This window comes from Advenella incenata (genome assembly GCF_004217095.1).
In the GTDB taxonomy this organism is placed as follows: domain Bacteria; phylum Pseudomonadota; class Gammaproteobacteria; order Burkholderiales; family Burkholderiaceae_B; genus Advenella; species Advenella incenata.
Genome location: NZ_SHKO01000002.1, coordinates 999,201 through 1,023,748, shown reverse-complemented (window position 1 = coordinate 1,023,748; position 24,548 = coordinate 999,201). Strand labels below are relative to the sequence as shown.

General features: G+C 53.4%; 23 protein-coding genes. 5 read left to right on the top strand and 18 right to left on the bottom strand.

Annotation, left to right across the window (positions count from 1 at the left end; translation table 11 throughout):
• Nucleotide 1 precedes the first annotated feature (1 nt).
• The 7 genes from EV681_RS15945 to EV681_RS22845 all read right to left on the bottom strand — a co-directional run bounded on the left by EV681_RS15945 (nucleotide 2) and on the right by EV681_RS22845 (nucleotide 7,568).
• Nucleotides 2-877 carry a 3-hydroxyacyl-CoA dehydrogenase family protein gene (locus EV681_RS15945; protein WP_130304547.1) on the bottom strand — a complete coding sequence of 292 codons (876 nt, stop codon included), beginning with the start codon at nucleotides 875-877 and terminating at the stop codon, nucleotides 2-4.
• A complete protein-coding gene (locus EV681_RS15940) occupies nucleotides 874-2,049 on the bottom strand; it encodes an acyl-CoA dehydrogenase family protein (RefSeq protein WP_130304546.1) in 1,176 nt (391 codons plus the stop codon). Before EV681_RS15940 ends, EV681_RS15945 begins: the two co-directional genes overlap by 4 nt.
• Nucleotides 2,050-2,086: 37 nt before the next feature.
• Nucleotides 2,087-2,833 carry an SDR family NAD(P)-dependent oxidoreductase gene (locus EV681_RS15935; protein ID WP_130304545.1) on the bottom strand — a complete coding sequence of 249 codons (747 nt, stop codon included), beginning with the start codon at nucleotides 2,831-2,833 and terminating at the stop codon, nucleotides 2,087-2,089.
• 3 nt (nucleotides 2,834-2,836) lie between these two features.
• Complete coding sequence (locus EV681_RS15930; RefSeq protein ID WP_130304544.1) at nucleotides 2,837-3,607, bottom strand: enoyl-CoA hydratase/isomerase family protein; 771 nt, start codon at nucleotides 3,605-3,607, stop codon at nucleotides 2,837-2,839.
• Nucleotides 3,604-5,310, bottom strand: a complete 1,707-nt coding sequence (locus EV681_RS15925; RefSeq protein ID WP_130304543.1) for a class I adenylate-forming enzyme family protein — start codon at nucleotides 5,308-5,310, stop codon at nucleotides 3,604-3,606. Before EV681_RS15925 ends, EV681_RS15930 begins: the two co-directional genes overlap by 4 nt.
• 36 nt (nucleotides 5,311-5,346) lie before the next feature.
• Nucleotides 5,347-6,597, bottom strand: coding sequence for a CaiB/BaiF CoA transferase family protein (locus tag EV681_RS15920; protein ID WP_242612277.1), 1,251 nt, complete (start codon nucleotides 6,595-6,597; stop codon nucleotides 5,347-5,349).
• A 773-nt stretch (nucleotides 6,598-7,370) separates the two neighbouring features.
• Nucleotides 7,371-7,568: an SDR family NAD(P)-dependent oxidoreductase gene (locus tag EV681_RS22845; RefSeq protein WP_423191215.1), complete on the bottom strand. Its 198-nt coding sequence runs from the start codon at nucleotides 7,566-7,568 to the stop codon at nucleotides 7,371-7,373.
• A gap of 1,674 nt (nucleotides 7,569-9,242) precedes the next feature.
• On the opposite strand from EV681_RS22845, the gene EV681_RS15910 reads away from it, so the two are divergent.
• The 5 genes from EV681_RS15910 (at nucleotide 9,243) to pyrF (ending at nucleotide 14,855) form a co-directional block, all read left to right on the top strand.
• On the top strand, nucleotides 9,243-9,650 hold the full coding sequence (locus tag EV681_RS15910) for a hypothetical protein (protein WP_130304542.1): 408 nt from the start codon (nucleotides 9,243-9,245) through the stop codon (nucleotides 9,648-9,650).
• A 1,591-nt stretch (nucleotides 9,651-11,241) separates the two neighbouring features.
• Nucleotides 11,242-11,529 carry a co-chaperone GroES gene (locus EV681_RS15905; protein WP_128396725.1) on the top strand — a complete coding sequence of 96 codons (288 nt, stop codon included), beginning with the start codon at nucleotides 11,242-11,244 and terminating at the stop codon, nucleotides 11,527-11,529.
• A gap of 81 nt (nucleotides 11,530-11,610) precedes the next feature.
• Nucleotides 11,611-13,257 (top strand): chaperonin GroEL, encoded by a 1,647-nt coding sequence (gene groL, locus EV681_RS15900; protein ID WP_130304541.1) that lies wholly within the window; start codon nucleotides 11,611-11,613, stop codon nucleotides 13,255-13,257.
• A 371-nt stretch (nucleotides 13,258-13,628) separates the two neighbouring features.
• A complete protein-coding gene (locus EV681_RS15895) occupies nucleotides 13,629-14,024 on the top strand; it encodes a diacylglycerol kinase (RefSeq protein WP_165393073.1) in 396 nt (131 codons plus the stop codon).
• 6 nt (nucleotides 14,025-14,030) lie between these two features.
• Nucleotides 14,031-14,855 (top strand): orotidine-5'-phosphate decarboxylase, encoded by an 825-nt coding sequence (gene pyrF, locus EV681_RS15890; RefSeq protein ID WP_128396722.1) that lies wholly within the window; start codon nucleotides 14,031-14,033, stop codon nucleotides 14,853-14,855.
• Nucleotides 14,856-14,931: 76 nt separating this feature from the next.
• Here pyrF and EV681_RS15885 read toward each other — a convergent pair whose 3' ends face one another.
• The 11 genes from EV681_RS15885 to EV681_RS15835 all read right to left on the bottom strand — a co-directional run bounded on the left by EV681_RS15885 (nucleotide 14,932) and on the right by EV681_RS15835 (nucleotide 24,545).
• Nucleotides 14,932-15,444, bottom strand: a complete 513-nt coding sequence (locus EV681_RS15885; RefSeq protein ID WP_130304540.1) for a CinA family protein — start codon at nucleotides 15,442-15,444, stop codon at nucleotides 14,932-14,934.
• Nucleotides 15,445-15,446: 2 nt separating this feature from the next.
• A complete protein-coding gene (locus EV681_RS15880; RefSeq protein WP_128396720.1) occupies nucleotides 15,447-15,998 on the bottom strand; it encodes a phosphatidylglycerophosphatase A family protein in 552 nt (183 codons plus the stop codon).
• A 16-nt stretch (nucleotides 15,999-16,014) separates the two neighbouring features.
• Nucleotides 16,015-17,010: a thiamine-phosphate kinase gene (gene thiL, locus EV681_RS15875; protein WP_128396719.1), complete on the bottom strand. Its 996-nt coding sequence runs from the start codon at nucleotides 17,008-17,010 to the stop codon at nucleotides 16,015-16,017.
• Between the two features lie 88 nt (nucleotides 17,011-17,098).
• Nucleotides 17,099-17,542, bottom strand: a complete 444-nt coding sequence (nusB, locus tag EV681_RS15870; RefSeq protein ID WP_014751893.1) for a transcription antitermination factor NusB — start codon at nucleotides 17,540-17,542, stop codon at nucleotides 17,099-17,101.
• A 29-nt stretch (nucleotides 17,543-17,571) separates the two neighbouring features.
• Entirely contained in the window at nucleotides 17,572-18,135 is a 564-nt protein-coding gene (gene ribH, locus EV681_RS15865; RefSeq protein WP_130304539.1) for a 6,7-dimethyl-8-ribityllumazine synthase, read from the bottom strand.
• 16 nt (nucleotides 18,136-18,151) lie between these two features.
• Nucleotides 18,152-19,300: a bifunctional 3,4-dihydroxy-2-butanone-4-phosphate synthase/GTP cyclohydrolase II gene (ribBA, locus tag EV681_RS15860; protein ID WP_128396717.1), complete on the bottom strand. Its 1,149-nt coding sequence runs from the start codon at nucleotides 19,298-19,300 to the stop codon at nucleotides 18,152-18,154.
• A 105-nt stretch (nucleotides 19,301-19,405) separates the two neighbouring features.
• The gene (locus tag EV681_RS15855; RefSeq protein WP_128396716.1) at nucleotides 19,406-19,828 is read right to left on the bottom strand and encodes a RidA family protein; all 423 of its coding nucleotides are present in this window, start codon (nucleotides 19,826-19,828) and stop codon (nucleotides 19,406-19,408) included.
• Between the two features lie 34 nt (nucleotides 19,829-19,862).
• On the bottom strand, nucleotides 19,863-21,515 hold the full coding sequence (locus EV681_RS15850; RefSeq protein WP_130304538.1) for an AMP-binding protein: 1,653 nt from the start codon (nucleotides 21,513-21,515) through the stop codon (nucleotides 19,863-19,865).
• 71 nt (nucleotides 21,516-21,586) lie between these two features.
• Nucleotides 21,587-22,756 (bottom strand): acyl-CoA dehydrogenase family protein, encoded by a 1,170-nt coding sequence (locus EV681_RS15845; RefSeq protein ID WP_130304537.1) that lies wholly within the window; start codon nucleotides 22,754-22,756, stop codon nucleotides 21,587-21,589.
• Nucleotides 22,757-22,758: 2 nt separating this feature from the next.
• On the bottom strand, nucleotides 22,759-23,616 hold the full coding sequence (locus EV681_RS15840; RefSeq protein WP_130304536.1) for an enoyl-CoA hydratase family protein: 858 nt from the start codon (nucleotides 23,614-23,616) through the stop codon (nucleotides 22,759-22,761).
• A 131-nt stretch (nucleotides 23,617-23,747) separates the two neighbouring features.
• Nucleotides 23,748-24,545, bottom strand: a complete 798-nt coding sequence (locus EV681_RS15835) for an SDR family NAD(P)-dependent oxidoreductase (RefSeq protein WP_130304535.1) — start codon at nucleotides 24,543-24,545, stop codon at nucleotides 23,748-23,750.
• Nucleotides 24,546-24,548: the final 3 nt, after the last annotated feature.

Sequence of the window (24,548 nt, the reverse complement as noted above, 5' to 3'; positions counted from 1 at the left end):
GTCACGCTCCGAAAATTTTGTCGTTCTGATAAGTGTGAAAGCCCCTCCCTGTTTTGCGTCCAAGCCTGCCCGCACCAACCATTCGCTTAACCAGAGAGGGGCAGGCTGCACGCGGTTCGTTGGTCAGCCCATACATGGCTTCCGATAACAGCTTTTGCGTATCCATGCCCACCATATCTAGCAGCTCCAGCGGTCCCAGTGGATAACCCAGGGCAGTTTTGACAGCCAGATCAATATCGGCCGGTTCGGCGACACCCTGATCGACCATATTGATCACATCGTTATGCCATGGGATCAGAAAGTAATTGAGAATAAATCCCGGCGTGTCACGTGTTTTGACCGGCTTTTGCCCCAGTGCCTCTGAGAACTTCCACAGTCGATCAAACGTTTCCTCGGATGTTGTCAGCCCTGGGGACATTTCCACCAGTTTCATCAATTGCGCAGGCAAGCAAAAGTGCATGCCCACGACTTTGTCAGGTCGCCCACTGCCACCTGCAATTTCGGTAATGGAAATGGTCGAGGTGTTCGAGGCAAATATAGTATGTTGCAGGCAGACCTTGTCGAGTTTGGAAAACAGATCATGCTTGACTGTCAGATCCTCATAGATTGCCTCGATGACCAGGTCACACTCGGCCAGGTCTTCAAGTTTGGTCGTCCCTTTCCATTGCTGCATGATTTGGACATCCTGCCCTTCTTTCAATTTTCCACGGGCAACTGATTTTTCCAGAAACGCAATGGCCTGCTGGCGTGCCTGCTCAAGAGCATCGTCCCTGGTGTCAAGCACAATCGTTTTAAATCCAGCGCGAGCAATCACAATGGCAATCCCCGTACCCATCGTGCCGCTACCGACTACGCCTACTGTCCTGATTTCACTCATTTCATTTCCTTTTTCAGAAAGCTGCGGCCAATCAATTGCCGATGTATCTGGTTTGTTCCTTCCCAAATCTGGGTGATCTTGGCATCCCGCATCAATCTTTCAACACGGAAATCCTGACAATAGCCGTAACCCCCATGCAGCTGTACGGCATCCGTTGTCATTCGCATTGCCAGATCGGTCGCCTTTAGTTTGAGTATCGATGCCTCGATTCCCATATCATTGACATTCTCGTCGACAAGTTCGCCGACATGCCAGAGCCAGCGTTCGCAGACTGCCAGCTCTGCGGCCAAGTCAGCTACCATGAACTGTACTCCCTGAAATTCAAGAACACGGCGATTGGACTGGCGACGCTCGTTAATGTAGGCAACGGCATCCTCGAATGCCGCGCGCGCGATACCCAGCGCGTGGGCAGCAACGCTAGGACGGGATTTATTCAGCGAGGTCAGAAGCACCGATAAGCCCTTGCCGGCCGGCGCTAGCAGATTCTCTTTGGGTATCCGCACGCCCTCAAATGAAAGTGACGCGGTACCGGAGCCCCGCGTGCCCATTTTGTGTTCCACGCCGGTCACGGTCAGCCCTGGTGTACTCTTCTCGATCACCACGGCGCTGATCGCATCTCTGGCACTGTCAACACCGACCCATTTGCCGAACACCACGTAGAAATCGGCGATATCACCATTACTGATAAAAATCTTCTGGCCGTCGACCACGATCTGGTCGCCCTCTTCTTTGAATTGTGTCTTCATCCCGGTGGCGTCTGAGCCTGCGGACGGCTCGGTAATAACCAACGCTGCCAGAGCGCCGCGGGCCATACGTGGTAACACTTTGAACTTGAGCTCACCCGACCCGAACTGAATAACGGGTTTGATAGCGTGAAAATTGGTTGCCCAGATAATGCCAGTTGAGGCACAAGCCTTGGAAATTTCACGGACACACGCCAGGTAGCAACGATAAGACAACGGCATGCCATCATATTCTTCGGGAATGAACATGGCGTTCAGCCCCAGTTCATTAATATCCTGAATGTTGTCCCACGGAAATTCGCTGTTTTTGTCACAGGCTGCAGCGCGTGGCTTCAATGCGGTTTCACACAGTGACTGCACCGAATCCAACAACATTTTTTCTTCGTTCGACCAGGATAGCCCTGCGTCAATACGTTCAAGAATATTCACCTTCACTCCTTGTGTTTTTCTGTTTTTTGCCGGCTACTCATACCGACACACTCTGGGCGCCGTCGAGATAGATGGTTTCTCCGCTCAAGAACTGCAATCCGTCGTGAAATAATGATGACACAAGCACGGCCACATCTCTAGCATCTCCGGGACTTTTGCGAGGAATACGCTTTTCCAGATACGCACGCAGAGGTCCACTTTCCATCGCCTCGCGGTTTAGGTCCGTTGCAATATAGCCAGGCGCAACATTAATCACCTGAATTCCGTCCCTGGCCCACTCAACCGCCAGACAGCGCGTGATAGCGCCGACCGCAGCCTTGGACGCACAATAGGAAACATTGCGTTTAACGCCCAGCTTGTCATAAAACGAACCAATATTCACGATCAGACCACCACCATTTTCTTTGAGCAGCGGGTACACGAGTTGACTGGCGCGCAGGACAGCGACAGCGTTGATATCCATTAACCGTCGAAATTCATCCATAGGTAAATCAATGGTGGGCTCCTCGGTATGCAATCCGGCATTATTGACCAGGCCCCTGATCGACATCTGCAAATTTTCGCGCAACCAGGTCATGGCAGCGGCCAATGCCGTTTCATCCATGACGTCACAAGCAACGGGATGCCAGCGGGCAGAGATGGCATCGGATACGTCACCTACCTGGGGTAGATCGCCCGACCGGGAAAGGCAACCCACCTCAAATCCTCGTTCGGCCAATACCAAAGCAATCATAGCGCCAATACCGCGGCTGGCGCCTGTGACAAAAATCAACTTGTTTTCCATATTTCAACAATCCTTGAAAGCTGGGGTTCGTTTATCGATAAAGGCACGCAGGCCTTCTGATGCATCATCGCTGCGATAGGCAAGTGTCGACAAGTCACGTTCTATCTTCAAACCATCTGTTAAATCGGCCTGCATACCACGCTGAACGGCTTCACGCGCAAAGTACAGGGCGCAAAGGCCATGCTTGAGCATAGGTTCCAAAAACCGCTGACCTATCTCCAGTGGCGTACCGTCGTTGTCTATCCGGTTCACAAGCCCAATACGCTCTCCCTCTTCGGCATAAACCGTTCTTCCCGACATGATGAGCTCCAGCGCGCGCCCTTCTCCTATCAATCGCGGCAGGCGTTGCGTACCCCCATAGCCGGGTATCAGTCCCAGTTTCACCTCAGGCAATCCCATCCGTGCCTTTTCCGTGGCGACACGAAAATTGCAGGCAAGTGCCAGCTCCAGGCCACCGCCGAACGCATATCCCTGAATGACGGCAACAGAAGGAATTTTCAAATGGGCAAGACTATCGAACACGCTCTGTCCAAGTTCAACGCCTTCCAGTTCGTACATCAGCGCTCGGTCAATCAGTTCCGGGATATCCGCACCAGCACAAAACGCCTTGTCGCCATTGCCGGTAATGATAAGGGCGCGCGCATTTGACGCTCTCACTTGGACAACGGCGTCCTTCAGCTCCCCTAGTATCTGAAAACTCAGTGCATTCAAGGCGTTGGGCCGCGACAAACTGATGTGCGCGAATTGGTCAACAAACTCAAGCAGTACGGTCATGCGGATACTCCTTCGTTTTTCGCTGCCGAACTGGCTTTCCAGCGAACTGGGTGCACCTTGATACGCCCTTCCCGGTGCCATTGAACCAGTTCGCGTTTCAGTATTTTTCCGCTGGAAGTCAGTGGAAAGGCATCCATCTGCAGGTAATATTCAGGCATGTCGTACTTGGAAAGCCCTGCATTGCATAGGTGCTGCAGCACCTCGTTCGCCTCCAGCACCGTGCCGGTTTCAGCAATGATCGCAAGACAGACCTTTTCTCCCAGTCGGGCATCTGGAATTGGAAACGCCGCCGATTTCAAAACAGACGGATGCTTATGAGCCAACTCTTCAATTTGCGACGGGTAAATATTGTGGCCACCGCGAATGATCAAGTCCTTTTTGCGACCCACGACATGCAGGCACCCCTGTTCGTCAAGTCTGCCCAGATCACCGCTCAAAAACCAGCCGTTTGAATTGAAGGAATGTTCAGTTGCATCCTGATTGTCGTAGTAGCCAAGTGTCAATACCGCGCCCTTTCCACCGATCTCTCCAATCTCGCCCGGGGCTACTTCCTCGTCCGGGTTCTCCTGCTGGAATATGCGGATATCATAGCCTTTGCATGTTCGACCACATGTGGTTACAATCGTATGACTATCGTCAGTCGGCAGCGTATATTGATGTGATCCGTTTTCAGTCATGCCATATACGTTTTGTGGCTTGATGCCCAAATTCAAAAATTTCTGCGCAACTTCAGTAGGTATCTGGGAGCCTGCCATATAAAAGACATTCACGTTACCCAACCGATCCAGGCCACGCTCGCGCAACATGCTCAGAATATCCATCGCATGGGTGGGAACACCCATCACATATGTGGCGCCGGCCTCGAGAATCCAGTCCAGCGAGGACGAATAGACGAGAGGATTGTGTATCACAAGCTCCATACCAGCGATTAGAGATTGCTCCATGGCAACCGTGGCGATGTGATGGCTTATTGGACTTAAGGACAGTAGTATGGTCTTTGAGTCATGTTTCCAGTCGCTGACCAGTGTTCTGCCATTGGCCAGCAGTGTATTATCGCTATGCATGACCCCTTTTGGTTCGCCTGTTGTACCCGATGTAAAAGCCAGATAGACTACTTTGTCTGGATCAAGCACGGGATCACTTGTGATTCCGACTCTCTGTTTATAGTCCGGGAACGGTAGCACCCCATCGGGCAATGATGGGCGTTCTTTATCCCCGTCTTGAGGCATTAATGCATAAAGCTGCTTGAGCGTCGGGATGGCTGCTGCCTGTTCAAAAATTGAAAGACGGTCAGAGTCTGCCCCGTAGCCCGGCTGACAAAACAAGGCTTTGCACCGGATTCGGGAAAGTAATTTGGTCACTTCGGCGATCGTATAATTCTGATGCAGTGAAGGACAACATATATATCCGTTGCGCGAACAGGCCAAAAATATCAAGATGCTTTCAATCCGGTTAGGTAACCATATGGCTACCCGGTCACCCTGCCGCAGACCACGTTGATAAAGAATTGCGGCAATACTATCTGCATTGGCGAGAACCTCGCGCCAAGTGAGCCGGCAATATGGATCGCGTAAGGCGTACTCGTTGGGGCGAGTATGCGCATGTCCACTTAGCAGAGAATATAGCGTTTCAGTGCGCCACGCACCATTAAGATAATTTTTTTGCACGGCTTGAGGCTCGTGCAAAGTCAAAATTTTATTCATTAAGCTTCCCTTATACAAATCAACGGGTATTCGTATTCATCCAATTGCGCCTGATTGTCTCAATTTTATGATGTCTTCCTGCGATAGATTTAATAGTTTATTAAGAATCACTTCCGTATCCTCCCCCAGTGTGGGTGGTGCTTTTCGATGAACGGACGCGTTACCGTTAATGGTAATACCTAAACCAACCTGCGGTACAGTACCTACGCAGGTGTCTACCTGATAGAGAAAATGAAGCTTTAAAAGTTCTTCGTCTCTAGCCACTTCCTGAAGCGTATTGATCGGACCGGCGGGAACTCGGTGTTGCTCGAACGTCTCGAGCCATTCCCGCTGCAGTCTTGTACGCAGCACCTGAGCTATCTTTGCAACAATCTCATCCCTGTGCTTTCGACGCTCTGCATTAGAAGCATAACGTAAATTTTTGCCCATGGCTGGTTGCCCAAGGGCGACCCAAAATCGCCGCCAAATGTTGTCATTCCCCAACCCGAGCGAAATTTGCTTATCGGCAGTGTCAAATACCTGATAAATAGCGATCACAGAATCTTTCCCTCCAGATCGATGTGGCAATTCATTGGAGCTCAGATACGATGCCAGTCGGGGGGCCATGAATCGTGTCATACTTGTCTGCATCGATACATCCAGTTGGGAACCTTTTCCCGTTCGTTCACGGTCGATGTAGGCAGCCAACACTGCCAAAGCTACATCCTGCCCTGCCAGTAAATCCGCCGCAGGGGTTCCCACCTTCTGAGGAGCATTTTCTGCCTCACCGGTCAAATCCATCACGCCTGAATAACCCTCTGCGATCAAGTCATAACTTGGCAGATGGCTGCGCGCACCTTTGAGCCCGAACCCCGTCAGAGAAGCGTGTATCAATTTCGGAAATTTGGAACTCAAACAAGCATAATCGACGCCAAGTCTTCTTTGGGCTGATTCGACCAAGTTCACAACAAGAACATCACACTGCTCGATCAATTTATACAACACGTCCAGACCTTCTGGGCAACCCAGATTCAGCGCCACACTATGTTTATTTCGATTGACACTTAAGAACCAGGGCGACTCCCCATGAATAAAAGGAGGCCCCCAGTGACGGGCGTCATCACCCACAATATGCTTCTCAATTTTATAAACAGTGGCTCCAAGGTCTGCAAGCAATTGCGTCGCATAAGGGCCAGCAATCGAAGTTGTAAGATCTACTATTCTCACACCGTTGAGTAAAGTCTGACCATTCGTCCCTTCAAGTTTGGGGAGAACGGCATACGGCATGTCCGTGCGATTTTTATGCATGTCTATGAAGAACCTTCGTAGTTTTTATAACAACAGAAGCAAATATCGTGCCAACAGCATGTACCCCTTAATGCCACGTGGAGTGAAGGTATTAAAGTGTTCAAAAGACGTCCATTATGTTTTGTATAAGGACATATAAATCGAATCAACCACATTATCAAAAAAAGTGAGCAGTATCAGAAAAATATTGCTGTTTTTAGTTGACCGGGAAAGGGCGATTTTGGGACTATAGCGACAGATTAAATTGTAAAATCTATCAATAATAGTCAAACCGTTGCTCAGATCGCTTGTAACCGTCAGCTCTGATATGGTCGCCACCGATGAGCAACCAGCCGCGTAAGTAGCAAGTTTGAAATTATTACCTGAATGCAAACATGCTACTGAAGTGAGTATCGGATTACGACGATCTGCGGGCCATAGGTGGGTGTGCTTCTCTCCAATTTTTTGAGCATTTCTCTCTCGCTCCCATGACGCCATGGCTCAACCTATCGGCGAAAAATCTGCCTCACCATTTCGATCTGAACAGAGCTTCGAGGTATACTGTTAACGTGGATTTTTTGTCCGAGGTCGTTGAATTCCAATGCTGCGGCCTTTGTGAGCAGCCTGACCACGTCTTTGCTTGCGCGATAAGCAGCAAGCAGCACTGAACGGGGCATCTACCATCCCCATGATCGACGAAAAGTTTATGATCGATGCTCAGCAGACGCGGCGATCTACAGCAGAGCGGAGCAACGGAACCATCTTTGACATTCCGAGGAAAACTCCATCGACCCTCACGGCCTGTGTTTTGTGCCAGCTCTGCAGGCTCGGCTCCTCAAGCTTCCGATTATCTCGATACCTGCGTTGTTCACGAAGACTTCTAAACGGCCGTACTGTCGCCTCACCTCGCCTACGAACTTTTCCCAATTCGATTCACTCGTCACGTCGAGACTGCACCAATGCGCTCTCCCAGCTGGTTGGTCAGAGGAGATGCCGATGTAGCGGCAATCACCGTCGCCCCGGATTCCACAAGAGCTTTGCAGACTGCCCTACCGATCCTCTGCGGCTGAACAGAAGAAACGATACGGTGGCGCTCAGTCCACTCTACCAGCCGACGGTTCCAGTGGAGATCAAATGGAGCGATCAATTTCGTGCCATGTCTGTTGCTTATTTATCGCACAATACTGAAGCACAAAAACATATGCACCACAACACCTACTCATATTGAGCTCTGCATTCGCACTCATCTTAGCGCCCTTCACTACTATCGAAGGGCATGCAAGCCCACATGTCCATGTTGCACACAGCAATGTAGCTAAAAAACACAGTGGTAGGATAATTGATTTGAACAATAAGCAGTGTACTGCCAGCGAGAAATACTCGAAGGAATTACTCTTGTAGATTTACTGTTGATAAAAGCAGCACTAGAGCCACCTGCAAGGATACGTATATGCTCCTACGCACCAGGGTACGGATAAGGCTCATCGCCGGCGCCCTGACGCAGGGCTGCGACATCATCATTGTAGTTTTTCGAACAAGCCGATTACGCTGATCGTTCCCTACCCCGCCGGAGGCCTTGCTGATCCAACCGCTCGACTCATAGGAAAGAGGCATCAAAACTCATGGCACCAAGCAGTAGTTGCGGAGAACGGGACTGGTGCTGGCGGCATGGTCGGAGCAAGTGCTACCGCACGCACCGGTACATGGCTATAAACTCTTGCACATGTTTCCGGACTGGTACTACAGCCTCTTTTGGCCCATACTCTTACCGTTGATCACTTCAAAAATCTGGTTCCTATTTCCTTGATTGCACGCCTTCCCGTGCTACTTGCAGTACAAAAAATGGGACTGCTTCTCTGGAAGAATGCGTACAGCAGCGAAGGTAGATCACGAGAAATCGGTCTAATCAATGGTGTTAGAAGTGGTAACCGCGGGGGATTAAGAGGCACGGAAGATCTAGGCAATGGTACAAGCACAATATTCCAATTGGAAAGTGGCTTTGATTTGGGCAACGGCAGATCCACATTGAGCAGCCGCTTGTTTGGTCTCCAAGCATACCGGTTTGACTGGCGCCAACTGAGGTACGCTAACCTTGGGCCGTCTAACAAATCGAGCTGCAGATATGGTTGGTCCCATCATATCCATTCAGTGTGACATATCAGCAAGCAGGAGTTCTCACGGTGCGCTCGGTAGTTCCGTCTATGCACGTACGGATAATGCAATGAAATATGTAACACCTAATTTAACCGGCTTTAAATTTGGTGTCGGATACGCTGGAAAAAAACTCTAAAACGACAGGTAGTAACGGACTGGATAATTTCGAAACTAGTAACACTTCTAATTGGATAACCGCCGAAGCCACCTACGACAATGACCCTGCCATTGTATCAGCATCTTATGACCACTTTCGTACTAACTTCCGTGACTCAGACAGTGAAATCAAAACCACAACACATATGTAGAATTTATTTGGAGCTTAAGATTTTAACGTAGTTAAAATTTACATCGGGTACGGTCAAGTTCATGGCTCCATATCTAATTCGTTTATTGTCGAATAACAGTGCTGGGAGTACCGTGCTGAATGGCACACTTAATGATTTCACGACAACGACCAACCCGATGGTTTGAATTATGCAGAAACCAATGGGTATCGTCAGCAATCCTGAATGGCTGGCCTGTCCGCCCGTATTGGCGAACAGGGGAAGGTGCTTTTCTCATATCAGGGCAGCGCTACCAAAAACAAAGAAGACGCTTTTAACGGCGTGAAAGGAAAATTGAGCACTTTCAGCCTGTGTTATGTACATAACTTATCTAAACGTACAAATTTCTGTGCTGTAGTCTTGTATGGATCAGGAAAATTAAATTTTGACAAGACAGAAAACATTAAGCTGAAGTCAACTTTACTAGGAACTGGAATGACTCATTCGTTTCTGACAGGGGCTTCCGGCGTTGCGCCTTGGCCATTCAGTATTCTAGCCTGTACATTTGGAGAACGTTGGGGCAATGCCAACGCCCCCCTGACATGGGCTATTGTATGTTTATTGAGTTCACCTTGGGGCTATATGATCAGCTAACGATTGGGGCGCTCTCGCCGTCTAGGAGTAGCTATTGCTCTTTTAATTACGAATATTACCGGTGTAAATAGAAGCATATAACCATCTGAATTTGCATGTGCAGCGAGACAAACAGTTCCCTATATTGCTATCCGCTCCGGAGCAGTTATCCACGATAATTGCTCTATGCGTGAGCCGATGCAAACGCGAAGTTATATATCAAATAATATTGTCTCTCACGCATGCTTTGTGTCGCTGCAATGAGTATTTGACCATGATCGATCTGCGACTGAAGCAACGGATCGAGGCGCCTGCAGAATTCATGCACATGTATCTAAACGCGCTGCGCATGAAAAACAGTAGTCCGTAACGGAATGAGCACATTCGTCAGTTTGAAAACACTCTAGAATTTAGTACGAATCTGGCGATTCAAAACTGAGTGACGAAAATTCAAAACTGAATGACAATTGACAATAGTTTGCAAATCTGGTTCTTCTAAATTCAGATTTATCGGCATTCTAACGATAATATCCCTCTTATCTTGATATTTTTCGAATTACTACTTTCATAGCTAGAGATTTTTCAGAAAGAAGCCAGTTACAACTTAAGTTTTACTTTCGAGGCGAGAGAAGAAAAAATCGACTTTTTAGTAGGATTTAGCCATTTTCACGTAATCTATTGATTTAAATAAGAAAGAAAAAATTCGAATAATAATCGCTCTGATTTTAAAGTTACCAAAATCTGATTCTAAGAAAACTTCGACAATTACGAATATTACCGGTGTAAATAGAAGCATATAACCATCTGAATTTGCATGTGCAGCGAGACAAACAGTTCCCTATATTGCTATCCGCTCCGGAGCAGTTATCCACGATAATTGCTCTATGCGTGAGCCGATGCAAACGCGAAGTTATATATCAAATAATATTGTCTCTCACGCATGCTTTGTGTCGCTGCAATGAGTATTTGACCATGATCGATCTGCGACTGAAGCAACGGATCGAGGCGCCTGCAGAATTCATGCACATGTATCTAAACGCGCTGCGCATGAAAAACAGTAGTCCGTAACGGAATGAGCACATTCGTCAGTTTGAAAACACTCTAGAATTTAGTACGAATCTGGCGATTCAAAACTGAGTGACGAAAATTCAAAACTGAATGACAATTGACAATAGTTTGCAAATCTGGTTCTTCTAAATTCAGATTTATCGGCATTCTAACGATAATATCCCTCTTATCTTGATATTTTTCGAATTACTACTTTCATAGCTAGAGATTTTTCAGAAAGAAGCCAGTTACAACTTAAGTTTTACTTTCGAGGCGAGAGAAGAAAAAATCGACTTTTTAGTAGGATTTAGCCATTTTCACGTAATCTATTGATTTAAATAAGAAAGAAAAAATTCGAATAATAATCGCTCTGATTTTAAAGTTACCAAAATCTGATTCTAAGAAAACTTCGACACCTATCCGTGTCAAAAATGTAACAAGCCAACTTTCCCTCTTGAAACTGAGCCATTCATCCCTATAATTAGCACTCAGTAGGGTCGAGTGCTAACAGCCGATCTAACTAACTCAATTTACCAACCTATTTTATATTTTCAGGAGTTTTTCCATGGCATTGCGTCCTTTGCAAGACCGCGTGATCATCAAGCGCCTCGATAACGAAACTAAAACTTCGTCCGGTATCGTTATCCCTGACAGTGCAGCAGAAAAGCCAGATCAGGGTGAAGTTGTTGCTGTTGGTCCAGGCAAAAAGACAGACGATGGCAAAGTTATCGCCGTTGACCTGAAAGTAGGCGACAAAGTCCTTTTTGGTAAGTATGCCGGTCAATCCGTCAAAGTTGACGGCCAAGAGCTGCTGGTTATCCGCGAAGAAGAGATCCTCGCTGTAGTCGGCTGATCCGCCCGCAAAAACTAACCCGCCCGCCCTGCTTCGCACGGCATAAAAGGGCTACTGAGACAATCAATCAAGGAATTAAACATGGCTGCTAAGCAAGTATTATTCGGTGACGACGCACGTGTGCGCATCGTCCGTGGTGTAAACATTCTGGCAAACGCTGTTAAGACAACACTGGGCCCTAAAGGCCGTAACGTTGTTCTGGAGCGCTCATTCGGCGCCCCTACCGTAACAAAAGACGGTGTATCTGTTGCCAAAGAAATCGAACTGAAAGACAAATTCGAAAACATCGGCGCCCAGCTGGTTAAAGAAGTTGCTTCAAAAACGTCAGACAATGCCGGTGACGGTACCACAACAGCAACGGTTCTGGCTCAGTCCGTCGTTGAAGAAGGCCTCAAATACGTGGCTGCCGGTATCAACCCAATGGATCTGAAACGCGGTATTGACAAGGCTGTTGCAGCTGCTGTTGCAGAATTGAAAGTACTGTCACGCCCATGCACAACCAGCAAGGAAATTGCTCAGGTTGGTTCCATCTCTGCCAACAGCGATAGCTCTATTGGCGACATCATCGCCAATGCCATGGACAAAGTAGGCAAAGAAGGCGTGATCACTGTTGAAGACGGCAAATCACTGGACAACGAGCTGGACGTCGTTGAAGGTATGCAGTTTGACCGTGGCTACCTGTCTCCTTACTTCATCAACAACCAGGACAAACAGGTTTCTGCGCTGGAAGATCCATACGTTCTGATTTTCGACAAAAAAATCAGCAACATCCGTGATCTGCTGCCTATCCTGGAACAAGTTGCCAAATCAAGCCGCCCTCTGCTGATCGTCGCAGAAGATGTTGAAGGCGAAGCCCTGGCAACGCTGGTTGTGAACAACATCCGCGGCATCCTGAAAACCACTGCAGTCAAAGCTCCTGGCTTCGGCGACCGTCGCAAAGCCATGCTGGAAGACATCGCCATCCTGACTGGCGGCACCGTGATCTCTGAAGAAACCGGTATGTCTCTGGAAAAAGCCACGATCGAAGATCTGGGCCAGGCCAAACGTATCGAAGTAGGCAAAGAAAACACCATCATCATTGACGGTGCAGGCGTTAGCGCAAACATCGAATCTCGTGTTAAACAAATCCGTACACAGATCGAAGAAGCCACTTCTGACTACGATCGCGAAAAACTGCAAGAGCGCGTTGCCAAACTGGCAGGCGGTGTTGCCGTGATCCGTGTTGGTGCTGCAACCGAAGTTGAAATGAAAGAGAAAAAAGCCCGCGTTGAAGATGCTCTGCATGCAACACGTGCTGCTGTTGAAGAAGGTATCGTTCCTGGCGGTGGCGTAGCGCTGATTCGTGCCAAGAAAGCCATTGAAAAAATCAAGGGCGACAATGCTGATCAGGACGCAGGTATCAAACTGATTCTGCGCGCTGTTGAAGCGCCTCTGCGCACAATCGTTGCTAACGCTGGCGACGAGCCAAGCGTTGTTGTAGCCAAAGTCGCTGCCGGTGAAGGCAACTACGGTTACAACGCAGCAACAGGCGAGTACGGCGATCTGGTTGAGCAAGGTGTTCTGGATCCAACCAAAGTAACCCGTACAGCACTGCAAAACGCTGCCTCTGTTGCCAGCCTGCTGCTGACAACTGAAGCTGCTGTTTGCGAAATCGTTGACGACAAACCTGCTCCTGCCATGCCTGACATGGGTGGTATGGGCGGTATGGGTGGCATGGGCGGATTCTAATCCAGCCAGATACACCCCGGGCCTGCCTTGTGCAGGTCCACAGCAAACAAACCCCGAACGGTTCGCCGTTTCGGGGTTTTTCTTTGGGCGCTCATTTCTGGATACTTTTCTTTGCGTGGCTATCTTTTGGCCGGCTGCCTTCTTGCTCACGATTCAGGTGGCTGGCATCGCGATTTCGCGCCTCATTTCAACAATGGGGACCAACAGCCTCGCGCGCGGTCTTTCCCCCTGCTTGCAAAGTGCGGCACGATGGCAGATACAACACCGACACGCATCCCACGTCTGGGAAAATTCCGGGCCAACACGTCTGAATGCGCCAGCACAGCACCGTTTAATCAAGCCGTAGCGTTTTGTGAACTACAATATCGTTCATGAATCGACCCAGCCACCCGCACGTCCGCAAAAATCGCGGCGCACTGCGTTTTATCCAGTCGACTGTGTACTCGGCACAGGGCTTTCGTGCAGCCTTTTCCAGCGAGGAAGCCTTTCGCCAGGAACTGATTGTCTGCATCACGCTCACGCCCTTTGCCTTCCTGCTGGGACGCAACTTTGCAGAGATCATTGTGCTCCTGGGAGTATTGGTCAGCGTCCTGACGGTAGAGCTGATCAATTCAGCCATCGAAGTGCTGGCCGATACGGTCAGCGCAGAAACGCACCCCCTGATTGGCCAGACCAAGGATATTGCCAGCGCTGCGGTCATGATGGTGATTACTTTCGCCGGCCTGGTCTGGTTCGGTTTGCTCTTTGTTCGTCTGTTTTCACATTAATTATTCATGACATTTATCGAAAAACTGGAATCCGCCTGGCAAAGCCAGAACTCCCTGCTCATGGTCGGCCTAGACCCTGATCCCGAAAGACTCCCTGTTAGCATGAAACAGAACCGCGAATCCACATTCGAGTTCTGCAAGGGCATCGTAGATGCATCAGCACCCTACGCCTGCGGTTTCAAACCACAAATTGCCTATTTTGCGTCACAGGGCGCAGAAGAACAGTTGTCACAGCTGTGCGCCTATATTCACGAGACCTATCCGCATTTGCCCATTGTGCTGGACGCCAAGCGCGGCGACATCGGCACGACGGCTGAACATTACGCCCGCGAAGCGTACGAACGCTACAAGGCCGATGCTGTTACCGTCAGCCCATATATGGGATTCGATTCCATCGAGCCATACTTGGCATGGAAAGACCGCGGCATTATTATTCTGTGCCGCACCTCCAATCCGGGCGGCTCCGATCTGCAATTTGTTGAGTCTGCCAGCGGCGAACCGCTATACCTGCATGTGGCCAGCATGGTCGCGGAAAAATGGAACACGCACGGCCAGTGCGGTCTGGTGGTAGGCGCTACCTTCCCCGAAGAGTTAAGCAAGGTTCGCGCCCGGGTGGGCGACGCCATGCCGCTGCTGGTGCCAGGTATTGGCGCCCAGGGCGGAGATATCGAGCAAACCGTGACGGCCGGCCGCAATATCGCCGGTACCGGCATGATGATCAATTCGTCACGCGCCATTTTGTATGCCAGTTCCGATGAAAACTGGAAAGAGGAAGCGGCTCGTGTCGCACAGGAGACGCGTGACCAGATCAATCGGGCACGCAACCTGTAGCAACATTATTTGGGTAAACGGGGGTTCGGCAGGATCACCGTCCCCCTGCCGGCGGCACTAGGCCACCCTGCCGCAGTTAGTTTTCCTCGACGATGCGCCGGGTAATTTCCATGGCGTAGATCACCGCCTGGACACGCACCTGATGGCGATCCCCAACGAAATTCTGCGAGAATGGCAATGTGACAATGCCGTCAGCCTTACGGTAGGAAACCGCAAAGCACACCAGGCCTACTGGTTTGTGTGCGGTGCCGCCGTCGGGCCCCGCGATGCCGGTCGTGCTGACCGCGCAAGTGGATAGGGGCGCATTGCTCAGCACGCCTTCGGCCATTTCGATGGCCACTTCTTCACTGACGGCCCCAAATTTATCCAGTGCAGCCTGGTTGACATCCAGCATATCCATCTTGGCTTCGTTGGTGTAAGTAACGAAACCGCGATCAAACCATTGGCTGGATCCCGCAATGGCGGTAATGGCGCCGGCCAGCAGACCCCCGGTGCAGGATTCTGCGGTGCCCAGCAGCCAGCTCTTTTTCTTTAGCGCTTCTCCCAACTGGGCAGCTACCTGCCACTGTTCACTCAACAACTCTGACATACTCACCCCAACATTCTGGTGGCAATCGCCATGATGAATAGCGTATAGGCCGCTGCCACCACGTCGTCCCACATGACGCCGAACCCGTTTTTGAGCGTACGATCAAAGTAACCGATGGGTGGCGGTTTGACGATATCGAAAAAGCGAAAAAGAATAAAGGCGACCAGTTGCCAGCCCAGGTTCATGGGGGCAACCAGCAACAGGACTGCCCAGAAGGCGACCATCTCGTCCCAGACGATGCCGCCGTGGTCATCTACGTGCATTTCCTGGGCGACGCGATGGCAGCAATAGACGCCGTAAGCGAAGCCGACCAGAATAAACAGCGCCATGTAAAAATCGGTGCCCAGCACAAAACTGAGCGGCCACCAGAGTACCCAGGCCAGCAGGGTGCCCCAGGTCCCGGGTCCCGGTCTGATCAGTCCGGCACCAAGCCCGAAGGCAAAGAAGCGGTGGACATTAGCCCGGATCCACCCGAAAGTAGGCCATTGCGCGTTCACGGTCGTTTTGGTGCCAGAGGCATTAGGTATCGTTTGCGTATGAATGTCTTCTATCATGCAATTATTTCTGTGTTTACGGCTTGCGCCGACGAGCTGGCCGGAAATGGTCGAACCCCGCTGGAAGTGCGGAGATATCCTGTTGCGCAGCATCAAGTACCCGCAAACCCTGCCCGACGTGAACCTCTCCAATACGCGTAAGCGTCACAGGCAGGCTGGCAGCAATGGCTTGCAGTGCCGCTCTGGCGGTCTGCGGCGCCGTAAAACACAACTCGTAGACGTCACCCCCGCCCAACACGGACTGGCGCACTTGCTGCGGGTCATCGTCTGGCAGGCTAAGATTAACAGGCATTAAAGATTCATACAATACGGCAGCGACACCGCTGGCATGCAAAATATGTTTCAAGTCCTGCACCAGGCCGTCGGACAGATCTATGACGGCATGCGCCAGTGGCCGCAGGGCAAGCCCCAGGGCCACACGTGGCTCGGGCCACTCCAGGGCATGCCGGGTGACCTGCAGGGTCTGTGTTTCGCGTTCGTTCAGGGTTTCGCCCGCCTTCTGGCGCAGCAGCAGGTTCAGGGCCCAGTCGGCAGCGCCCAGGCTGCCAGAGACCCAGATATCATCACCGGGCTGGGCCCGACTGCGCAGCAGAAACGGCTGGGTCACTTCGCCCAGCACAGTAACGCTGATGACAATATCGTGTTCGCTGCGGGTGGTATCGCCACCGATAAGCGGGCATTGGTATTTGTCGGCCAGGCGGTTAAAGCCCCGGGAAAACGCAGTCAGCCAGTCGGCATCGTAACGCGGCAGCGCTATGCCCAGCAGGCAGCCGCGCGGCGTCGCCCCCATCGCGGCCAGATCGGACAGGTTCACTGCCAGTGATTTGTGGCCCAGCGATTCGGGATCCACGTCGGAAAAGAAATGGCGCTCTTCGAGCAACAGATCCTTGCTGACCGCCAGGGAGGTGCCGGCGGTGGGCGTCAGGATGGCGCAATCGTCCCCCACCGCCATATCAACAGAGGCTGCGGGACGGGTAAAAAATTGACGGATCAGATCAAATTCGCCGGACATAGGAACCGCTCTTCAAGTTGCGCGAGCATCAAAAGCACCCGGCTAACGCCCGGCACTACCCGCAGCGCATCTGACCACCAACCCCGGGTCAGCGTCCAGCATTGACTTCAAGCGAACGCACACGGGCTGCCAGTTTGTCCAGTACGCCATTGACAAATTTGAAGCCGTCGGTGCCGCCAAATTCCTTGGCCAGCTCCACCGCTTCGTTAATGGCCACTTTGTACGGAACATCCACATGATGAATGAGTTCGTAACTGCCAATAAGCAGAATGCCGTGCTCGATGGGCGAGAGTTCGTCCAGCGGGCGGTCGATATAGGGCACGAATGCTTCACGCAGCGCCGGCGCCTCGGCAAAAACGCCGTGCAACAGCGTCTTGAACCAGACCGGATCCGCGTTTTCGAATTCCGGGCTGTCCTGGATGTGAGCGTCGATGGCGCCTGCCTCGCGCAGGTCAGTGTCGCCACTGACCAGCCAGGCATAAATACCCTGAAGGGCAAATTCGCGCGCCCGGCGGCGCGCACTGCGATGCATTGTTTTATTATCCTGAGCCACTCGTTGTCCTATCGCCTTGGGGTATCTGCTACTTCTTCGGTTTCATCATCTTCGTCGTCCTGGTCGTCGTCATCATCCAGATCTTCGAAGTCATCATCTTCGTCTTCCGACTCGGGCACCAGGGCGGCCGACAGATTGGCCATTTCCACGGCAACCTGGGCGCAATCCTTGCCTTTCTGTTCGGCACGAGCCTTGGCCTGCTCTTCGTCTTCTGTGGTCAGAATGCCATTGGCCACCGGCACATTGGTGTCCATGGACACCCGGGTAATGGCCGCAGCACTTTCATTGCTAACGATCTCGAAGTGATAGGTTTCACCACGAATGACGGCCCCCAGGGCAATCAGCGCATCAAATTCATAGGTTTCGGCCATTTGCGCCAGCGTCAGGCCCACTTCGAGCGCGCCGGGCACGGTCACGACCATAATGTCGCGCTCGTCGACACCCAGCTCGCCAAGTTCGGCCAGGCAGGCTTCGAGTTCGGCAAAACCAATTTCCTCGTTAAATCGTGCGCACACGATGCCGATATGCAGGCCTTCGCCATTCAGATCAGGGGCGAGTGTATAGGGTTTCATAGCCATTCCTTTAAAGTCAGCGGGGGTCAGAAGAAGTTTCGTAACCTGTCACGGTAAGTGCATAACCAGTCATGCTTGGCATTTTACGTGGAAGTGCGAGCAGGCGCATCTTTCCGACGTTCAGTTCACGTAATATTTGCGCGCCGATACCGTACGTGCGCAGATCGTAGCGATCATCCTTGCGCGCGGTGCTCTCGGTTTCTCCCCATTTTTCCAGCGCCTCGATCAGGCCCTTTTGCGATCCCTGGCAGTTGAGCAGCACCAGAACGCCGGCCGGGCTGGCGGAAATGGCTTCCAGCGCCTGCGCCACGCCCCAGCTGTGTGCATTGCGTTCCAGGTCCAGCAGATCCAGTACCGATACCGGCTCATGGACGCGTACCAGCGTTTCCTGGTCGGGATGGATGGCGCCATGCACCAGCGCAATATGCCCGGCGCCCGACATGCTGTCCTGATAGGATACCGCTTCGAACTGACCGAAAGGCGTTTTCAGGGTCTTGCTGCCCAGGCGGCGAATCATGGATTCGTTTTCGCTGCGGTACTGGATCAGATCGGCGATCGTGCCGATTTTCAGATTGTGTTCACGGGCAAAGGTAACCAGGTCGGGCAGGCGCGCCATGCTGCCATCGGGTTTGAGAATTTCACAGATAACAGCGGCCGGTGTCAGGCCCGCCATGGCGGTCAGATCGCACCCCGCTTCAGTGTGTCCGGCGCGAATCAGCACGCCGCCGGAAACGGCTTGGACCGGAAAAATATGTCCCGGATTGACCAGATCCTGGGGCTTGGCGTTTTTGGCAACGGCCGCCTGGATGGTGCGGGCCCGGTCAGCGGCGGAGATGCCGGTAGTGACGCCTTCGGCCGCCTCGATGGACACGGTAAAGTTGGTGCCAAAGGAAGTGCCGTTGCGCGAGGCCATGAGCGGCAGCTCCAACTGCCGGCAACGCGCTTCAGTCAGCGTCAGGCATACCAGGCCACGGGCGTGGGTCACCATGAAGTTAATGGCTTCAGGCGTGACAAAGTCTGCCGCCATGACCAGATCGCCTTCATTTTCGCGATCCTCTTCGTCGACCAGGATAACAATACGCCCCGCCTTGAGCTCTTCGACAATTTCAGAGACGGGGGAGATGGTGCAGTCGGGCACCAGAGAAACAGGGGCGGCAGAAGTCATGATCGTGCTTGAATCCGGAAAGACTGGGCTGGCGCGACGCACCAACAGTGGGCAAAAGCGGTATTTTACCCCTTTCACCCCTGTAAAAGGCGGCAATGCCCCTATTCAGTCCGAGGATTGTTGGGGGCCGCGCACCACTGCCGTCACCTCGATTTCCACTTTGGCCCGGTCTTCCACCAGACCGGCCACCTGTACCGCCGTCATGGCGGGAAAATGCCGGCCAATGACATTGCGGTAGTGCTCGCCGATCGCCGGATAGGCGGCCACATATTCGCGCTTGTCGGTCACGTACCAGTTCATGCGGACAATATCGGATGGCGCTGCTCCGCCCTCCCTGAGGATGGCCACGATATTTTCCAGGGTCTGGCGCACCTGTTCGCCCAGATCATCGGACTCAAACTGCTGCTGCCCGTTCCAGCCGATCTGCCCGCCGACAAACAGCAGCCGGCTGCCCGCCTCGACGGTGATCATCGTGCCATTGGCATAGCCGCGGGGTTTGGTCCAATCTGACGGTTGCAATATTTCCATGTTTTCAGTTTCCCATTCCTTGTACCGATCCCGATTACCGGGTCTCGGTCATTTTTCTCAGGACAAAGCGCTGCAGCTTACCGGTTTCGGTGCGCGGCAACTGCTCAACAAATTCAATTTCGCGTGGATACTTGTAGGGCGCCGCTTCCTGCTTCACATAATCTTGCAGCTCGGCGACCAGTTCAGCGCCGGGTGTAAAGCCGTCGTTCAGAACAATATAGGCCTTGACGATCGCACCACGCTCGGCGTCGCTGCGGCCCACGACCCCGCAATCGTTCACCGCGGCGTGGGTCATGAGCACGCTTTCGACTTCCGGACCGGCAATGTTGTAGCCGGCCGAGACAATCATGTCATCGTCGCGTGCGCGATAATAAAAGTAACCGTCGGCGTCCATCACAAAAGCGTCGCCGGGCAAGTTCCACTGCTGCTGCACGTAACGCGATTGGCGCTCATCGTCCAGATAACGACAGCCGGTGGGGCCGCGTACAGCCAGTCGACCAAGCGTGCCGGGCGGTACCTCGTTCATATCGGCATCGACCACCCGGGCCTGGTAGCCAGGCACCACCCGCCCGATAGCGCCATCACGGATATCGTTACCGGTACTGGAAATATACACATGCATCATTTCCGTCCCGCCAATGCCATCTGTCATATTGATACCGCTGGCCGTCTTCCATACCTGGCGCGTGTCATCGGGCAGCGCCTCGCCGGCCGAGACGCAAACCCGCAGGGAATCGAGCGCATAGTCCTCGGCCAGGGCGGCCATCTTGCGATAGAAGGTGGGCGCCGTAAAGGTCATGGTCACCTTGTGGTCCTGAATAATCTGCAAAAAAGCATCGGGGGTCAGCTTTTCTACCAGCAGGGTCGAACCGCCGGCGCGCAATGGAAAGCACAGCAGCCCGCCCAGCCCGAAAGTGAAGGCCAGCGGCGGCGTGCCGCAAGCTATATCGGTCTCCCGGGTTTGCAGAACCTGGCTGGAAAAGGTATCGCACATGGCCAGCACATCGCGATGAAAATGGATGCAGCCCTTGGGTTTGCCGGTCGTGCCGCTGGTAAAGGCGATCATGCAGGGATCGTCGCGCAGCGTCTGCGCATCATAAGGCGCAGCGCTTTTGGTGTCGGCCCGCGCCTGCATGCTGTCTGCCGTCAGCGTGCCGAACGCCATGATCTGCTGCAGCGTCGGGCAATAGTTCGGATTATCGGGGTTGCGGCAGTGATCCAGCTCCTGCAGCAACCGTTCGTCGCACAGCGCGGCCTGCGCCTGTGAAATTTGCACAATGGCGCTCAGCTCCCGGGCGCGCAACAGCGGCATGGTGGGCACGGCGACAATGCCCGCCTTCAGGCACGCCAGCAGCGCGCCAGCCATACCCACGTTGTTGGGGCCGCGCAGCAACAGCCGGTTGCCCGATACCAGCCCCAGATCTTCGGTCAGCACCCGCGCCAGCTGGTTGGTCCATTGCGCCAGCGCCTGATAGGTCATCTGCTTCTGCATACCGTCCTGCAGCCAGCGCAACGCAATATTCTGGCCACGCCCCTGCTGCACGTGGTGGTCAATCAATTCCACCGCGCTGTTGAGCTTCTCGGGGTATTGCAGTTGTGGCAAGTCGAAGTGGTACTGCGGCTGCTGCCCGCTATCGGGCAGATGTTCAATGACAAAGCGGTCTTGCAATCCTGTCTGTGCTGTCATGGCTTGTCTCCTGTGTTGTCGGCTCAACCGGCGGCGCGGATGAGTCAGGAAGTCTTTGCTCCCGTTTCGATTCAGTCCCGCAGTAATTCACGTGCAATAATCAGTTTCTGCACTTCGGTGGCGCCTTCGTAAATGCGCAGGGCGCGAATATCCCGGTACAACCCTTCTACACACTCGCCGGCCACCACGCCCTGTCCGCCAAACAGCTGAACGGCCTTGTCAATGACCTGCTGCGCCGATTCGGTCGCAAACATCTTGGCCATGGCGGCCTCCTTGGTGGTTCTGGCCTGGTACACGTCACGCCGCCAGGCGGCGCGATAGGTCAGCAGGCGGCTGGCATCCAGCGCCGTTGCCATATCGCCCAGCGCTGCCTGGGTCAGTTGCAGGTCGGCCAGTACACCGCCAAACATCTGGCGCGTCTTGCTGCGCGCCAGGGCCTCGTCCAGCGCCCTGGCGGCGAACCCGTTGGCCGCCGCCGCGACCGAGGCGCGGAAAATATCCAGCACCTGCATCGCCAGCTTGAAGCCCTCGCCCTTAGTGCCCAACAAGGCCTCGGAAGAGAGGCGGCATTGCTTCAGTTTGAGCACCGCCATCGGATGCGGCGCCATCACGTGAATGCGCTCGGACGTGTCCAGCCCCTTCACATTGCTGTCCACGATAAAGGCGCTGATCCCGCGCGCGCCTGGCAGAAAATCGGTGCGTGCAAAGACACAGTAAAAATCGGCAATGCCACCATTGGAGATCCAGGTTTTGACGCCATCCAGAACATATTCGGATCCCTGTTGCGTGGCCTTGCAGGCCATGGCGGCCACATCGGACCCGGCATCGGGCTCGGACAGGGCGAAGGCGGCAATCAGCTCGCCCCGCGCCACACGTGGCAGATAGGATTTTTTCTGTGCTTCGGAGCCGCCCAGCACAATGGCGCCGCTACCCAGGCCCTGCATGGCAAAGGCAAAGTCGGCCAGGCCGTGATAACGCGCGAAGGTCTCGCGGATCAGGCAGATCATGCGCGAATCAATGTGCTCCAGCGCACCGCCCCAGCTTCCATTGGGCCCTGCCGGAACCGCATAGCGCAGCCAGCCGCCTTCTCCCATCCTGCGTACCAGTTCACGACAGGTATCATCGGTATTGCCATGCGGCACATTGCGCAGATTTTCCTGTGCCCAGCGATCCAGTTCGACAGCAACATGGCGATGCTGCTCCTGGAAAAAAGGCCAGTCCAGAAACTCGTGATCAGGCATGCTCAGTCTCCCTCGAACACGGGTTTGTTTTTCGCCACGAAGGCATGATAGGCCCGATGAAAATCTCGGGTCTGCATACAGATGGCCTGCGCGTGGGCTTCGGCATCAATGGCGTCGTCCACACCCATATTCCATTCGTGATGCAGGCAATGCTTGGTTATGCCATTGGCAAAGGTCGGGCCCGCAGCAATCTGCGCTGCCATCGTTTGCGCCGCAGCCAGTACCTGGTCCGGCTCATGCAATTGGTTGTAGAAGCCCCAGTGATGGCCTTCCTGGCCAGACATGGAACGCCCGGTGTAGAGCAGTTCGCTGGCGCGGCCCTGGCCGATAATGCGCGGCAAAATTGCGCATGCGCCCATGTCCGCACCGGCCAGGCCAACGCGGGTAAATAGAAAGGCTGTTTTGCTGTCGGCCGTGCCCAGCCGAATATCGGACGCCATGGCCAGAATCGCGCCAGCACCCGCACACACACCGGCCACCGCCGCGATCACCGGCTGCGGGCACCCGCGCATGGCCTTGACCAGGTCGCCGGTCATCTGGGTAAAGGCAAGCAACTGGGGCATCGACATCCGGGTGAGCGGTCCGATAATTTCGTGCACATCGCCACCGGAACAGAAATTGCCACCGGCGCCGGCGATCACCACCACCTTGATGTCACTGGCGTAAGACAAGGAGCGAAACAGGTCACGCAGTTCGGCATAGGAATCGAAGGTCAGCGGGTTTTTTCTTTCCGGGCGGTTCAGCGTAATGGTTGCCACCTTGTGGTCAGCGCTGACCTGCCAGTCAAAATGCGTGGCCCGATAGCCTGCCAGCGGCTTGTGCTGATCCTGCATGGGGTTGATGTCATCCGAAATAGTCATCGTATATCTCCTGTTTTCCTTCTGGTGAATGCTTGGATTCTTCGGCATTCACATCTGTCATCGCTGCATTCCCTGGCCCGCCTATACCTGGTCTTGCCAACTGCCCTCAGGCAACTGGCCGGGCCGCGCCTTCACCCGGCCATTTTCTCGCCGCCATCGACCGGGACAGCCTGCCCGTTGATACTGGCCGACTGCGGCAGGCACAGCCACAGCACGGCATGTGCCACCTCCTGGGGCTGCACCAGCCTGCCCTGCGGATTGTTGCTGGCCAATGCAGCCTTTGCCTTGTCCGCAGTCATGCCGGTTTTGGCAACCATATTGGCCACGGCGCCATCGAGCAGCGGCGTTTCGGTATAACCGGGGCACACGGCATTGACCGTAATATTTTTTGCGGCCAGCTCCACAGCAAGGGCACGGGTCAGGCCCACCACCCCGTGCTTGGCTGCACAATAAGCGGCCACATAGCCATAGCCCTTTAGCCCGGCAACGCTGGCCACGTTCACAATCCGCCCCCAGCCCTGCGCCAGCATATCGGGCAGCGCGGCGGCAATGCATTGATAGGTCCCGGTCAGATTGACCTGCAGCATCCGGTTCCAGAATTCGGTGTTCATGCGGTCAAAGCGCTCGCTTTGCGCTTGCCCGGCATTGTTGACCAGAATACTGATCGGGCCAAAGCGCGCCCGCGCCGCGTCAAAGGCGATCTCGATCGCCTTTTCATCTGTGATATCGGCCTGCACCGTGTGTACCCGCTGCGCGTCTGCGCAAAGGCTTGCCGCAGCCGCGACCAGGCGCTCGCCGTTACGGGCCAGCAGCGTCACGCGGGCGCCGGCATCCAGCACCAGGCGCGCCACTTCAAGCCCGATTCCCTGACTGGCGCCGGTAATCAGCACGTGGCGATTGTCCAAAGCGGGTGTAGCGGTCTGCGTCATGAT

Excerpts from the sequence above, each read along its gene's own strand:
- EV681_RS15945 (WP_130304547.1), bottom strand. The coding sequence starts at position 877 with ATGAGTGAAATCAGGACAGTAGGCGTAGTCGGTAGCGGCACGATGGGT.
- EV681_RS15935 (WP_130304545.1), bottom strand. The coding sequence starts at position 2,833 with ATGGAAAACAAGTTGATTTTTGTCACAGGCGCCAGCCGCGGTATTGGC.
- EV681_RS15930 (WP_130304544.1), bottom strand. The coding sequence starts at position 3,607 with ATGACCGTACTGCTTGAGTTTGTTGACCAATTCGCGCACATCAGTTTG.
- EV681_RS15925 (WP_130304543.1), bottom strand. The coding sequence starts at position 5,310 with ATGAATAAAATTTTGACTTTGCACGAGCCTCAAGCCGTGCAAAAAAAT.
- EV681_RS15920 (WP_242612277.1), bottom strand. The coding sequence starts at position 6,597 with ATGCATAAAAATCGCACGGACATGCCGTATGCCGTTCTCCCCAAACTT.
- EV681_RS15910 (WP_130304542.1), top strand. The coding sequence starts at position 9,243 with ATGGCTGGCCTGTCCGCCCGTATTGGCGAACAGGGGAAGGTGCTTTTC.
- EV681_RS15905 (WP_128396725.1), top strand. The coding sequence starts at position 11,242 with ATGGCATTGCGTCCTTTGCAAGACCGCGTGATCATCAAGCGCCTCGAT.
- groL (WP_130304541.1), top strand. The coding sequence starts at position 11,611 with ATGGCTGCTAAGCAAGTATTATTCGGTGACGACGCACGTGTGCGCATC.
- EV681_RS15895 (WP_165393073.1), top strand. The coding sequence starts at position 13,629 with ATGAATCGACCCAGCCACCCGCACGTCCGCAAAAATCGCGGCGCACTG.
- pyrF (WP_128396722.1), top strand. The coding sequence starts at position 14,031 with ATGACATTTATCGAAAAACTGGAATCCGCCTGGCAAAGCCAGAACTCC.
- EV681_RS15885 (WP_130304540.1), bottom strand. The coding sequence starts at position 15,444 with ATGTCAGAGTTGTTGAGTGAACAGTGGCAGGTAGCTGCCCAGTTGGGA.
- EV681_RS15880 (WP_128396720.1), bottom strand. The coding sequence starts at position 15,998 with ATGATAGAAGACATTCATACGCAAACGATACCTAATGCCTCTGGCACC.
- thiL (WP_128396719.1), bottom strand. The coding sequence starts at position 17,010 with ATGTCCGGCGAATTTGATCTGATCCGTCAATTTTTTACCCGTCCCGCA.
- nusB (WP_014751893.1), bottom strand. The coding sequence starts at position 17,542 with ATGCATCGCAGTGCGCGCCGCCGGGCGCGCGAATTTGCCCTTCAGGGT.
- ribH (WP_130304539.1), bottom strand. The coding sequence starts at position 18,135 with ATGAAACCCTATACACTCGCCCCTGATCTGAATGGCGAAGGCCTGCAT.
- ribBA (WP_128396717.1), bottom strand. The coding sequence starts at position 19,300 with ATGACTTCTGCCGCCCCTGTTTCTCTGGTGCCCGACTGCACCATCTCC.
- EV681_RS15855 (WP_128396716.1), bottom strand. The coding sequence starts at position 19,828 with ATGGAAATATTGCAACCGTCAGATTGGACCAAACCCCGCGGCTATGCC.
- EV681_RS15850 (WP_130304538.1), bottom strand. The coding sequence starts at position 21,515 with ATGACAGCACAGACAGGATTGCAAGACCGCTTTGTCATTGAACATCTG.
- EV681_RS15845 (WP_130304537.1), bottom strand. The coding sequence starts at position 22,756 with ATGCCTGATCACGAGTTTCTGGACTGGCCTTTTTTCCAGGAGCAGCAT.
- EV681_RS15840 (WP_130304536.1), bottom strand. The coding sequence starts at position 23,616 with ATGACTATTTCGGATGACATCAACCCCATGCAGGATCAGCACAAGCCG.
- EV681_RS15835 (WP_130304535.1), bottom strand. The coding sequence starts at position 24,545 with ATGACGCAGACCGCTACACCCGCTTTGGACAATCGCCACGTGCTGATT.